The sequence below is a fragment of the Luteibacter anthropi genome, from assembly GCF_011759365.1.
Classification (GTDB): Bacteria; Pseudomonadota; Gammaproteobacteria; order Xanthomonadales; family Rhodanobacteraceae; genus Luteibacter; species Luteibacter anthropi.
Map to the genome: position 1 here is coordinate 34720 of NZ_JAARLZ010000010.1, position 12731 is coordinate 47450.

Sequence of the window (12731 nt, forward strand, 5' to 3'; positions counted from 1 at the left end):
TCAGATCTCCTGCCCGGGCCGCGCATGACGGCGGCGACGGCGCTCCACGGAACGCTCCAGCACATCGTAGAAAGTGGGAAGGATGAACAAGGTCAGCAAGGTCGCGACCACGAGGCCACCCACCACCACCGTGGCGAGGCCACGCTGCACGTCCGTACCAATACCGGTGGCAAGCGCGGCGGGCAACATGCCTACGCTGGCGACGGTGGCCGTCATCAGCACGGGACGGAAACGCTCGCTTGCGCCGGAAAGCACCGCTTCGCGCACGTCATGGCCGTCACGTCGCATGCGATTGAAGTTGGCCACCATGATGATGCCGTTCTGCACCGCCACGCCGAACAAGGCGATAAAGCCCACGGCTGTCGCGATGTTCAGCGTTTCTCCTTTCACATGCAGCGAAATCAGGCCGCCCAGCGTCGCCAGTGGCACCACTGCCAGCACGAGCAGGGCCTGACGCAGGTTGCCGAACTCGGCAAACAGGAACACGGCCATCACTGCCAGAACCAGGCCCATCACCAGCACCAGGCGCGATTGCGCGCGCTGCTGGTTCTCGAACTGGCCAGCCCACTGCAAGGTGTAGGTCGATGCATCGAAATGCACCTTCGACGCGATGCGCTGCTGGGCATCCGCCAGGTACTCCGACAGCGCGCGATCACGGTTGTCGATGCGTATCGTGATCTGCCGGCGCGTCTGCTCGTGGGCGATGGTGCTCTCACCCGTCTGCATCGTGATGTGGGTGACCATGGCCAGCGGCACGCGCGCACCGGAAGGCGCCGTGAGCACAAGGCGTCCCAGCGACTCCGGATCGGCGGCGATACCGTGCGGCACGCGCGCGGTGACGTTGTACACGCGATCGCCCACATAGGCCTGCGTGATGGCCGCACCACCCACGCCGGTCTGGATCAGCGTATTGATGTCCGACACATTGATGCCATAGCGCGCCGCCGCGTCGCGATCGACGGTGACCGTCAGCTGGGGAATCGGCGGTTCCTGGAAGATCGAGGCGTCGGCGGTTCCCGGCGTGTCGTGCAACACGTCCACGATCTCACCGCCGATGCGGCGAAGCTCCTTGAAGTCGTCGCCATAGATACGCAGCACCAGCGGGCTGTGCGCGCCGCCCACCATATCGTTCTCGCCATCGATGATCGGCTGGCTGATGCCGGCGCTGATGCCGGGAATGGCTTGCAGTCGCTTGTTCAGACGACGAATGAACTCGGCCTTGGTTTCGCCGGACGGCCACTGGTCGTAAGGCTTCAGGACCACACCCGATTCGATATGCGACGGGGTCCACGGATCGCTACCGGTGTCGTTGCGACCCAGCTGGGTCACGACATGGCTCACCTCCGGGAACTCGCTCACCGCACGGCGATACTCGCTCGCCATCTCGCTGGCCTTTTCCAGCGACAGGCCGCTGGGCAGCTGCACCTGCACCCAGAGCGAACCTTCGTCCAGGTCGGGAAGGAATTCGCGGCCGATGGTGGCGCCCAGCGATACCACCGCAATCAGTGCTCCCAGCGCAATGGCATAGGCAATGCGCGGGCGGCCTAGCAGTCGCTCCAGCGTACGCCGGTAGCCATGCTGCAAACGTTCAAGAGGCTTGTTGTGGAACATCTTGCGCGGCTTGCGCAGGGCGAGCCAGGCCAGCGCCGGAACGATGGCGATGGAGCACAGCAGCGCACCCAGCAAGGCGTAGCCCACGGTATGGGCCATCGGCGAGAACAGCTTGCCCTCGGCACGCTCGAACGCGAGCAACGGCGCGTAAGCCGTGATGATGATCAGCGTGGCGAAGAAGATCGGACGGGCCACCTGCTTCGTGGCCGTCAGCACATCGGATTCGTGCAGCCAGCCTTCCGGACGCGATTCGCGCTTGCGCAGGATCGCCTCGGTAACCACGATGGCGCCATCCACGATCACGCCAAAGTCGATGGCGCCCAGCGAGAACAGGTTCGCGGGCATGCTGGTGAAGTGCATCACGATGAAGGCGGTGACCAGCGCGAACGGAATGGTCACGGCGGCCACCATCGCACTGCGCGGGCTGCCCAGGAACAGGATCAGCACGATGCAGACCAGGCCCACGCCTTCGATCACCGTGTGCGATACCTTCTCCACGGTGGACTGCACCAGTTCGTCGCGATCCAGATAGGGCACGATGCGCACGCCCTGCGGTGCCAGCTCCTTGTTCAGCTGATCCACGCGGGCGTGGATACCCTTGAGCACCTGCGACGGATTCTCGTGGAGCAGCAGATCCACGATGCCTTCGACGGCATCGGGGTTATTGTCCTTGCCGAGAATACCTTCACGGATCTGGTGCCCGTACTGAAGCTTGCCCAGGTCGCTCACCCGCACGGGATCGCCGTTGTGCTGGGTGACCACGATGTCACCCATGTCCTTCAGCGAGCGCATGAGGCCTTCGCCGCGGATCACATACGACTGCTCGCCGCGGGTGACGCGACCACCACCGGCATTGGTGTTGTTGGCGCTGAGTGCATTGATGACGTCATTCATGCCGACGCCGAACTGCAACAGCTTCTGCGGATCGACTTCGAGCTGGAACTCCTTGGTGAAGCCGCCGAAGTTGTCCACATTGGCCACGCCCGGCACCTGTTGCAGCGCGGGGATGACCTTCCAGCGCTGGATTTCGGACAGCTCCATCAGGTTCTTCGAGTCCGAATCCAGCGTATAGCGATAGATCTCGCCCGCCGGACCGGATACCGGATCGAGCGTCGGGGTGACGCCCGGTGGCAGCGTGACGTTGGCCAGGCGTTCGGTCACGCGCTGGCGCGACCAGTAATCCTCCGCGCCTTCGCGGAAGGTGAGCGTGATGAGTGACAGGCCGAAGGTGCTGCTGGAACGCATGCTGACCACACCGGGCGTGCCGGCGAGGCCGCGCTCCAGCGGCGTGGTGATCTGCTGTTCGATTTCTTCCGCGGCGAGGCCGGGCACCTGGGTGGTGACCTGCGCGGTGACGTCGGCCAGCTCGGGATACGCCTCGACCGCCAGCTGCGTCCAGGCGTAATAGCCGTAGACGAGCACCAGCAGCGAGACGCCGAAGACGATGGCCCGGCGGTGCAGGCACCAGGCAATGAAACGATCAATCATTGATCAGCACTCCGCCGAGCGTCACCACGCGATCGCCCGGCGCGAGGCCCTTCACGATGCGGGCTTCGTCGCCTTCGTCGCCACCGAGCACCACGGCGCGGCGGGTGAACGTCCACGGCGCGGTCTCCACGAACACGGTGACATCGTCGTTGTTCATCAGCAGTGCCGATTGCCGCACCAGCACGGCCTGCACGCGCGGCACGTCGAAGGTGGCCGTGGCGTACATGTTGGCCTTGAGTTCGCCCTGTTCGTTCGGCACGGCAATGCGCGCCTTCACGCGGCGCGAGTCGGGATCGAGCACATCGCTCACCGATTGCACCACACCATGGAAGGAACGCCCCGGCCATGCGGGAAGCGTCACCTCGGCCTGCTGGCCGCGGGCCACTTCATGGACGTCGTTCTCCGCGACATTCGCCGTGATCCACACATGCCCCAGGTCGGTGATCGTCATCAGCGAGGCGTTGGGATCGTTCGCGAAACCGCCGACGGCAGCCGACAGTGCCGTCACGCTGCCATCCACCGGCGACACCACGGCCACGCCACGCGCACTGCCCGTGCCGCTCACCCTGCCCAGCGAGGCAAGGCGACTGGATGCCCGCTGGAATTCGGCCTGCGCCTGCGCATAGCTGCTCTGCGCGGCTTCGAGATCTTTCTGCGCGGCACCGCCGGCTTCGTTCACGCCCTTGGCGCGTTCCATGGCCTTGCTGGCAAGCTCCATGGCATCGCGGGCGCGTGCCTCGTCGGAGGATGCCTGCGCGTAATCGCCCGAAGCGATCACGGCCAGCACCTGGCCGCGCGTGACACGGTCACCCAGCGCCACCTTCAGTTCGACGATGCGCCCGGTGACCGGCGGCAGGATGTTGAGTGTGTGACTCGGATCGGCTTCGACGATGGCCGGGGCCGTGAGTGCATGGGCAAGGTCGCGCACCGCGACCGCCTGCACCTTCAGACGGTCACGCAACGGCGAGTGTTCGGGTACGCGGCGGATACCGTGGTCATTGATCACGATGGGCGCGGCATCCTGCTCCGCTGCACCATGCGAGCAGCCGGCAAGCAGGAAGACGATAGCGGACGCGAGAAAAGCGCGGGCGACAAATGCGGGCGTGCGGAAAAGCATGGAAATTCCCTTGGGCGAACGAACGCACCCACGGCGCCCACCGGTAAGGTGAGCGTCGTGGGCATGCGGAAGGGAAGGCCCGTCCGCGGTGGAATCGTTACTGTCCGCCGCGTCCGGAGAAACGGCGGTCAGTACGACGGCTGGCTGGAGCGGGGACTAGGGTCTGGGTCCAAGGTCGTCGTTCTCCTCGAATAACGAGCGGTCAGGCCGCGATGTGGGACGTGGCGTGACCATGCCAGCGGGCTACCGGACGGCCGCAGCCGGGATCGGTTTCCCAATGCATGTCGATGACGGATGCAGGCACCTGCGCATCGGCGTGCGACGCGGGAACGGTGATATGCCAGGTATGCGGACGGACGCGACGGTCCGGTGCGAAACGACCTGCGGCGAGCAGGTGGAGGACAGCGTTAACGAGCTTCATGGCCCATCTCCTCGGGTACGGCGCCTGTGGCTGCCGCAAGGAGTGGGCCGGTCTTCCCTAGTCGAGGAAAGCGCCGGCCGACCGCTGGCGGTCGCCGCAGGCAATCGGGTTGTGATGCTTTGTCGGCAACCGAAGCGAGCGGCTGTCGACGTGGCGACTAGGGTAGGTGTCCATATGCCTTTGTCTGGGTGGACGGAGGGCCCGTCAGCAAGGGGCTGCCGGGTGTGGGCATTGTCTTGCTGCGATGCGGCGGAGTCAACGCATTTCGGCGCTCTTTTCCGACTGTTTACGCACTCTATATGCCGGTTCGCAAGAACCTGGGGAAAACCGTCAGGCGCGCAGGCTGCGGATCATGCCTTCGGCGGTCCAGGCGCCCAGGCAACCACCCGCGATACGGGCCGCCTGCTCCCCTTCGTGGGTGCGCCCCAGCCAGGTGCAGATCTCGCCGAAGCTCGCACCGGCCAGTGCCAGGTCGAGGCAGGCCGTTTCGTCGGCCGTCATGCTGGCAAAGCGTGGTGACAGGCCCTGCCGCCATACCCGGGCCCCTACCCCGTCTTCCACGAACATGGAGACGGGGGGATCGACGCCGTCGGCAATGGCCCGCCAGATGGCCACGGCATTGCTGCGCATCCGGCGGATACGCAATGTCGGCACGAAATCGAACTCGACGCGGTCCCAGTCATCGGCCACCAGTTCGCCGACCTGTACGGCAACGGCATCGGGGCCGGCAAAAGCGCGACGCAGCTGCCAGTCGAGCCAGGCCAGCTCGGCGATCTCGGGATCGATGGAGTATTCGTTCTCCAGTTGCTGGATGAACGATTCGCCGTAGGCATCCAGCGTCCACGATGCAGGCGGGTTAGCATCGACGTAACGCGATGCCGCCGCGTCGAAGGCATCGTCGCCGAGCCAGAGCCTTGTCTTTTCATACGTCTCGCCCAGACTGGCGAGAAGCTGCGCGCGGTAATTGTTGGCGTAGACGGCCATGCCGCGCGGATCGGTATCCGAAGGCACAAGCCCACGGGCCAACGCCGCCACGAAGGCCTTTTGCCAGTCGCGCAGGTTCATGCCGCCTGTCGCCGCGACGCGGCGGCAAGGTCACGGGCGTGTGCCACTTCGGCAAGCAGTTCGCCCAGCGGCGGAATGTGGTCGTCGCGTTCGATCATGATGGCCACCTCGCCCAGGCGGGCGACGAAGCGTTCGTACAAGGCCCATACCGAATCAGGAACCGGCGCGTCGTGCGTATCCACCAGCATGTCGCGACCCTGGCTGTGGCCCGCAAGATGCACCTGGCGCACGCGATCGAGCGGAAGGCGTTCGAGCCAGTCGTCCGGGTCCAGGCCGTGGTTGGTGGTGCTGACGTAGATGTTGTTCACGTCCAGCAGGAGATAGCAGTCGGTGCGCGCGCAAAGCTCGGCAAGAAAGCCTGCCTCGCTCAGGGCCGCATCGGGAAACGAAAGATAGGTGGACGGGTTTTCCAGCACCAGCTGGCGCCCCAGTACATCCTGGGCGAGCTTCACGTTGTCAGCGACCAGCGCAAGCGCTTCCTCGGTATACGGCAGCGGCAGCAGGTCGTGGGAGTTGAAGCCGGCGATACCGGTCCAGCACAGGTGATCCGACACCCACAACGGATCGACACGGTCGGCCAGATGACGCAGGCGGCGCAGGTAGTCGCGGTCGAGGCCTTCGCCGCCGATATTCATGGAGACGCCATGCAGCGCCACCGGATGCCGTTCGCGGATACGCGACAGTACGTCGAGCGGGCGGCCGCCCTCCACCATGAAGTTCTCGGAGATGACCTCCACGAAATCGACAGGCTGCACCTGTTCGAGGAAATCGGCGTAATGCGGAATGCGCAGGCCGAGACCGAAACCGTGGAAGCTGGGAAGCGAAGAGGTGTTCATACAGACCCCGGTGGTCCGGCCGCCCCATGGCGGCCGGACCGGCGGATTACTTCGCCGGAGCCGTGGTGCTGCCGCCGGCGGACGTGCACTTGGCGGCCGACACTTCCTTGAAGCCCTGGCCCTTGCAGGTGTTCTGGCCCTTGCAGGCGTTGTTGGCGGTCTTGCAATCCGACTGGCCCTTACAGCTGTTGATGCCGTAGCAATGCACGGTATCGCCAGCCTTTTCAGCGGCCTGGGCAGGAACCGAGATGGCGACGGCCGAGACGGCGAAGAGGGCGGCGGCGGCGGCGATGCTGCTGGTCGAGGTCTGCATGGAAGTACTCCGTGGTTTGGGGTTGTGCCGTAGTGGCACGAGGATATTCGTGCCCGCTGCGGTTTCGGTTACACACGTATACGGACAAATACCGTCAGTGGATGCGGAACACGCGATCAAGCGACAGACGACCGCCACCACGCGCGATGAGATACAGCAGGATGGCCGCCCAGGACAAGTGCGTGGGCCATGCATCCGGGTAGACAAACACTTCGATGATCGTAGTCATGCCCAGCAATAGCAGGGCTGACGCCCGCGTGAAGAGGCCCATCACAAGCAGCATCGGCACAAAGGTCTCCACATAGGCCGACATATGGGCCGCCACCTCCGGCGGCACCAGGGGCAGCTTGTATTCGGTGCGGAACAGCTCATAAGTGCTTTCCGTAAGGGTCAGGAAGCCCTCGACCTTGGTCCGCCCGGACTGGAAGAAGATGGCGGCAATCGAGACTCGGGAGACCACGGCCAGCAGGTCGTGCCCGATCCACCCGCTAACCCGATCGGCCAGGGCATTCCAGCGATCCCGCAGGGAAAAGGTTTGCTGCATCGCGGCAACATCGTGACGGTTCATGGGTTGGTTTCTCCATGCGCAAGGACAAAGAGACCGGCCAGTTGGCATCCGGCGAGGATGCGGTCGATGGCGGCGTCGGGGTGAAAACGATGGGTGTGCACGGCAGCCTCGGCGAGCGTGCTGCCTGACGCACAGGCTTCGATGAACATCAGGCAGGGCGCACCGACGTCATGCACCGTGACCTGCATATGCGCGCGAACCACCACGGCGTGTTCGGGTTGCCATGCCAGCTCACCTTCAACGGCACGGCCTTCGCGACTTGCGCGCCAGATGGTGACGGCCGGGTGCGGTGATCGGAATAACCGCAGCGACGCATGCGGTCGCAACGTCACCGATGACAACCCGTCTTCCGTGAGTTCGGCCCACATCGCCGACGGCATCGGAATATCGTCGGCGGCGTTCTGGCTTTCGGTCCACAGGCGATCCAGCCGGGCAACGTCGCCGAGATAGGGAACATCGGCTGTCTGTTCGGCAGCATCGAGGAACGCGGGAAAGAGGTCGCCGTAAAACATCAGGCGAGGGTCTTCCGGAGGCGACATCTCGACGTATGCCGCCGCCGCAGCACGAAACCAGTCGCGACCGACAAGGCAGGCCACAGAGGGAAAGTTTGCTTCGAGTGCATCGATACCCGCACGCAGCGTGGTGTTGCGATACACATCGAAGCCGGCCTGGCGTGCCGGAAGGAAATGGCTTTCCGCATCGCCGAGCGCATGCAGGAAACGTCGCTGGTAATCGGCAAGCCCGCTCATGCGACCTCCCCATGACGCAGCAGGTGGTGCGCGCGCGAGCGTTCATCCAGCAAGGTAGCGAACGACGGCACGTCGCCATCGCGCTCGATCAACGTGGGACGCTGTCCACCGCGCGCGATCACGGCAGCGTAGAGCGACCACACCGCGTCATCCACCGGGGCATCATGCGAGTCGATCAACAAGCTCCCGTTTGTCGACTCATCCACGGCGCAACCCGCGAGGTGGATTTCCATCACCTCATGCAAGGCAAATGCATCGAGATACTCCCGCGCGTCATAGCCGAGGTTATGCGCACTGACGTGCACGTTATTGATATCAAGAAGAAAGCCGCAGCCACTGCGCCGGGCCAGCTCCGCGAGAAAATCCGTCTCGCTCCACTCATGGCCTTCGACCACGACGTAATGCGACGGGTTTTCCACGGCGATGCGTCGACCCAGCGCATCCTGTGTGCGTTGCACGTTTTCCACGACACGAAGCAAGGCTTCGGTGCTGCGCGGGAACGGCAGCAGGTCGGGGAGGTAACGACCTTCCCACGACGACCACGCAAGATGTTCGGACACCATGGCGGGCTGCACGCGATCCACCAGGCGGCGCAGTCGTGCCAGGTGCCTTGTATCCGGTGCCACCGGCGAGCCCAGCGATAGCGATACGCCATGCAGCGACAGCGGGTGATGCTGTGCGAGCGCATCGAGCATGGCCAGGCGTGGGCCGCCATCCACCATGTAGTTTTCCGGATGCACTTCCAGCCACACGCCGGGCTCGGCGCAGGCCAGGGCCTCGTCGATGTGCTGCGGCTTGAAGCCGAGACCGGCGGTGAGCCTGCTCATGGCATCAGGCTTCTTTGGTGAGCGAGCCATGACCCTTCGGGGTCTGGATCGACGTGCAGGTGCCGGTCGGCACGTTCTTCCATGCGTTCTTCTGGTAGTCGGCCTTGGCGGTACCGGCGCAGGTGGTGCCCGGACCGGCGGCACAGTCGTTCTGGCCGGCCTTGGCGACGCCCCAGCACTTTTCGACCTTGGGCTGGGCCGCGTCGTCGGCATGGGTGGCACCGGCCACGAGAGCAGCAACGGCGAAGGCGAACGAGGCGGCGTGACGATGGTTCATGACGATCTCCTGGACTTGCCGGGCACGGCGCCCGGGTTCATCCATTCATTCGCCACGGCGAGCGGATCGGTTACAAATTTTTTTGCTTCGATTCTGTAACCGGCGACCTCGCGCGCGCGAATAGCCAGACATGCACACCCGAGACCTCATCGATACCCTCGCCAGCAACCTGCGCCCCGTGCGCCGCCACGCCGTGGCGCGACGGCTGGCGTGGTCGTCGACGCTGGGGGTCGGTGTCGCCCTGGCCCTGCTGCTTACCTTTGGCGGCATGCGCGACGACCTGCCCGCCGTGCTCGACAACCCGGTATTCTGGCTGAAGGCGCTGTTTCCGGCGACGGTGGCGGCGGCGGCACTGCTGCTGGCGGCGCGACTGGCACGACCGGGGCAGCCCACGCGCTGGGCATGGCTGCTGGTGGCCCTGCCGTTGCTGGCAGTCTGGGTCGCTTCGGCCTGGGTACTGGAAACCGCCCCGGCCGCGCTGCGCATGCCCATGGTGCTGGGGCATACCTGGCGGGTGGCCACCTTCAACATCCTTGCGCTGTCGCTACCCACGTTCGCGGCAACCTTCTGGGCCGTGCGCGGACTGGCACCCACGCGGCTCCGGCTGGCGGGCATGGGGGCGGGCGTGCTTGCCGGCGCGCAGGCCGTGCTGGTCTATACGCTGTACTGCACCGAGATGGCGGCGCCTTTCTGGGGCACCTGGTATGTGCTGGGCATGCTGCTGCCGACGCTGGCGGGTGCCTGGCTGGGACCGAGGCTGTTGCGATGGTGAGCACGCTCCCGCTATACCATCGCCCATGGATGCGCCGCCGATGACTCCGAACCCGACCGCACCGGCTCCGTCGCCGGCCGAGATCGCGTTGCGCGGCAGCTTCATCGCCGGCCTGCGTGGCGACGCGGCCGAGTACCGGCGTTTCCTGGATGGCCTGACGGGTTTCATGCGCGCTTACCTGCGCCGGCGCCTGCCGCGTGCGCAGGACGACGTGGAGGACATCCTCCAGGAGACCCTGCTGGCCGTGCACAACGCGCGTCATACGTATCGCGAGGATCAACCGCTCACCAGCTGGGTCCACGCGATTGCCCGCTACAAGCTCATGGATTTTTTCCGCGCGCACGCGCGCCGCGAGGCCCTGCACGATCCGCTCGATGACGATGCCCGCATCTTCGTGGATTCGGACGTGGAGCCGGCCAATGCGCGGCGCGACGTGGGCCGTTTGCTGGAATCCCTGCCTGAGCGCCACCGGTTGCCGATCGAGATGGTGAAACTGCAGGGTTTGTCCGTGGCGGAGGCGGCCAAAAAGAGCGGCATGTCCGAATCGGCTGTGAAGGTGGGCGTGCACCGGGGCCTGAAGGCCCTGGCCGCCAGCCTGCGAGGTTCCTTATGAAAACCGATGACCTGATTGCCATGCTTGCCAGCGAGGCACCGGCGGTGGATCCCCACCAGCCGGCACGCCGGTATGCGCTGGCTGCATTGGCAGGGCTGGCGGGTGCGTTGCTGCTCATGGTGGCGATGCTTGGCCTGCGCCCTGATATTTCCGACGCGATCCGCCTGCCCATGTTCTGGTGTCGCATGGCGTATGCCGCGAGCATTGCCGGGGTTTCGTTGTGGGCCGTGAGCCGTCTTGCACGCCCGGGCATGCCGATGGGGCCGCGCTGGTCGGTGGTGGCGTTTCCCGTTGCCATCGCATGGGTGGCAGCGGTGTGCATCCTTGCGCATGCAAACATGGAAGACCGCGTGCCGATGGTGATGGGGCATACGTGGAAGGTGTGCGCCATACTGATCGCCACGCTTTCGGTGCCGGCATTCGTCGCGATGTTGTTTGCGGTACGCGGCATGGCCCCGGTGCGGCCCCGGGCAACGGCGGCGGCCGTGGGCTTGTTCGCAGGTGCGACGGCAACCGTGGCCTATTGCCTGCACTGCCCGGAAATGGCGCCCCCCTTCTGGGCCCTGTGGTATCTCGTCGGCATGCTGGTCCCCGCCGCCATCGGCGCCCTGATCGGCCCCCGCGCCCTCCGCTGGTAACCCCCCTGTAGGAGCGCGCCTCGCGCGCGACCGGTTGGAACGGTGTCGCTCCGTAGTAAAGCGGCCCTTGTGGTGCGTCGCTCCGTAGGGTGGGCTCGCCTGTCGGCCTCGCGCTCGGCGCGTGTGGCGTGGTCGCCTGGAGGCGACGGGGGCGGCCCTTGGCGCGCCGGCCTGCGGTGTCCCTCGGGAAAGGAGGAGCCGCTGCGCGGCTCAGTGTCTTATGGCTAGCGCCCCTTCGGGCACGGCGAGCGTGCGGGGTTTTTCGACTCGGCTCCTGCCTCGGCGAAAAAGGCCGGCCTTCCTGGCCGGCCCCGCTACGCGGCCTTATCCGCCCGCTCCCCTCACCTCCATCAAGTCGCGCCAAGGGCCGCCCCCGCCGCCTCTCCCAAACGTGATCGCAGGCTGTTGTAGGAGCGCGCCTGCGCGCGACCGGTTGTCGCGAATACCATCATCGTTTCGATACCACCGGTCGCGCGCAAGGCGCGCTCCTACAGGGATACGGTGTCGTCAGGCGCATCGCTACCGAGACATCCCCCAAAGCCAAACCGTCCCCAGCGACGCACCCACCAATCCCGCACTCGCCGCTTCAAACACCATCCCCGGCCACACCTCCCGCGGCAGCAGACACCCGTGCGTCGCCATATCGCCCACGGCAAACGACCCGGCGATAAACGCCACAAACGACAACACCGAAAACATCCGCGCCCCCGTCGCCAGCGAACAGCTCTGGCCATAACTGCTCATGTAGACAAGCAGGTTCACCACCAGCAACACCAGCGCGACACCCACTTCCCACAGCCCCGCAATCATTTCGGCCCTCCCAGCGCACGCACCTCGTCTCACATACGCCGCACGTTCGCCTGCCTGGTGCATTGCAGGCCCATGCGATAGAGCACGTTGACGCCGGACATCGCCCGGGCCACACAGCGTTGATTCAGCAATTCGGTTTCGGCCATGTATTCCGTAAGGACGGACTGCATCGCCTCGGCATATGCCTGCCACGTGGTCACATCGGCTTTGGCGCTGATCGATTCGATATCCATCGTGCGACACGCGCCCCCTGTAGGAGCGTGCTTGCGCGCGATCGGTGGTATCAAAACGATGATGGTTTTCGCGACAACCGGTCGCGCGCAGGCGCGCTCCTACAACAAGCTGCGATAACGATGGGTAGAGGCCGCTCAGGGTGAGAATGCCGCGTCCAAGCGACGGACGGGGTCATGACCTAGACCTCACCATGACCTTATACCTTGTTCTAAGCAGGGTTGCAGGTAAGTGGTCGTGGAGTGTTCTAAGCACCCGGGGGCGGCGCTTTCACCGCAAGGGTGAACGACGGTTGCCTGTGCTTCTTCGCATCCGATCCACAGGCAACCATGTGGTAACGCATCAGAGCGACTCCGTATTGTCTGTAGGTGTGTGTCTTAAAATCCACCACACGT

At 65.0% G+C, this 12731-nt stretch carries 15 protein-coding genes; 3 read left to right on the top strand and 12 right to left on the bottom strand.

Annotated elements, in window-relative coordinates:
* From HBF25_RS16910 to HBF25_RS16955, 10 genes are all read right to left on the bottom strand, one after another.
* The gene (locus HBF25_RS16910) at positions 1 to 3099 is read right to left on the bottom strand and encodes an efflux RND transporter permease subunit (protein ID WP_166950461.1); all 3099 of its coding nucleotides are present in this window, start codon (positions 3097 to 3099) and stop codon (positions 1 to 3) included.
* A complete protein-coding gene (locus HBF25_RS16915) occupies positions 3092 to 4216 on the bottom strand; it encodes an efflux RND transporter periplasmic adaptor subunit (protein WP_166950463.1) in 1125 nt (374 codons plus the stop codon). The genes HBF25_RS16910 and HBF25_RS16915 overlap by 8 nt, the downstream gene beginning before the upstream one ends.
* Before the next feature lie 202 nt (positions 4217 to 4418).
* Positions 4419 to 4637 (bottom strand): hypothetical protein, encoded by a 219-nt coding sequence (locus HBF25_RS16920; RefSeq protein ID WP_166950465.1) that lies wholly within the window; start codon positions 4635 to 4637, stop codon positions 4419 to 4421.
* Between the two features lie 330 nt (positions 4638 to 4967).
* Positions 4968 to 5702 (bottom strand): HvfC/BufC N-terminal domain-containing protein, encoded by a 735-nt coding sequence (locus tag HBF25_RS16925; protein WP_166950467.1) that lies wholly within the window; start codon positions 5700 to 5702, stop codon positions 4968 to 4970.
* Positions 5699 to 6538 carry an MNIO family bufferin maturase gene (gene bufB, locus HBF25_RS16930; protein ID WP_166950469.1) on the bottom strand — a complete coding sequence of 280 codons (840 nt, stop codon included), beginning with the start codon at positions 6536 to 6538 and terminating at the stop codon, positions 5699 to 5701. The genes HBF25_RS16925 and bufB (HBF25_RS16930) overlap by 4 nt, the downstream gene beginning before the upstream one ends.
* Before the next feature lie 46 nt (positions 6539 to 6584).
* On the bottom strand, positions 6585 to 6851 hold the full coding sequence (bufA2, locus tag HBF25_RS16935; RefSeq protein ID WP_166950470.1) for a BufA2 family periplasmic bufferin-type metallophore: 267 nt from the start codon (positions 6849 to 6851) through the stop codon (positions 6585 to 6587).
* Positions 6852 to 6945: 94 nt separating this feature from the next.
* Positions 6946 to 7419: a DoxX family protein gene (locus HBF25_RS16940; RefSeq protein ID WP_208392645.1), complete on the bottom strand. Its 474-nt coding sequence runs from the start codon at positions 7417 to 7419 to the stop codon at positions 6946 to 6948.
* A complete protein-coding gene (locus tag HBF25_RS16945; protein ID WP_166950472.1) occupies positions 7416 to 8168 on the bottom strand; it encodes an HvfC/BufC N-terminal domain-containing protein in 753 nt (250 codons plus the stop codon). Before HBF25_RS16945 ends, HBF25_RS16940 begins: the two co-directional genes overlap by 4 nt.
* Entirely contained in the window at positions 8165 to 8995 is an 831-nt protein-coding gene (bufB, locus tag HBF25_RS16950; RefSeq protein WP_166950474.1) for an MNIO family bufferin maturase, read from the bottom strand. The genes HBF25_RS16945 and bufB (HBF25_RS16950) overlap by 4 nt, the downstream gene beginning before the upstream one ends.
* 4 nt (positions 8996 to 8999) lie before the next feature.
* Entirely contained in the window at positions 9000 to 9272 is a 273-nt protein-coding gene (locus tag HBF25_RS16955) for a BufA1 family periplasmic bufferin-type metallophore (RefSeq protein ID WP_166950476.1), read from the bottom strand.
* Positions 9273 to 9402: 130 nt separating this feature from the next.
* Here HBF25_RS16955 and HBF25_RS16960 point away from each other — a divergent pair, with 130 nt between their 5' ends.
* The 3 genes from HBF25_RS16960 to HBF25_RS16970 are packed head-to-tail and all read left to right on the top strand — an operon-like array spanning position 9403 to position 11295.
* Complete coding sequence (locus HBF25_RS16960) at positions 9403 to 10044, top strand: DUF1109 domain-containing protein (protein ID WP_166950478.1); 642 nt, start codon at positions 9403 to 9405, stop codon at positions 10042 to 10044.
* 40 nt (positions 10045 to 10084) lie between these two features.
* Complete coding sequence (locus tag HBF25_RS16965) at positions 10085 to 10657, top strand: sigma-70 family RNA polymerase sigma factor (protein ID WP_208392646.1); 573 nt, start codon at positions 10085 to 10087, stop codon at positions 10655 to 10657.
* The gene (locus HBF25_RS16970; RefSeq protein WP_166950482.1) at positions 10654 to 11295 is read left to right on the top strand and encodes an NrsF family protein; all 642 of its coding nucleotides are present in this window, start codon (positions 10654 to 10656) and stop codon (positions 11293 to 11295) included. Before HBF25_RS16965 ends, HBF25_RS16970 begins: the two co-directional genes overlap by 4 nt.
* Before the next feature lie 519 nt (positions 11296 to 11814).
* On the opposite strand, the gene HBF25_RS16975 is transcribed toward HBF25_RS16970, so the two are convergent.
* A complete protein-coding gene (locus tag HBF25_RS16975) occupies positions 11815 to 12105 on the bottom strand; it encodes a hypothetical protein (protein WP_166950484.1) in 291 nt (96 codons plus the stop codon).
* Between the two features lie 29 nt (positions 12106 to 12134).
* Positions 12135 to 12338 (bottom strand): hypothetical protein, encoded by a 204-nt coding sequence (locus HBF25_RS16980; RefSeq protein ID WP_166950486.1) that lies wholly within the window; start codon positions 12336 to 12338, stop codon positions 12135 to 12137.
* Between the last annotated feature and the right edge of the window lie 393 nt (positions 12339 to 12731).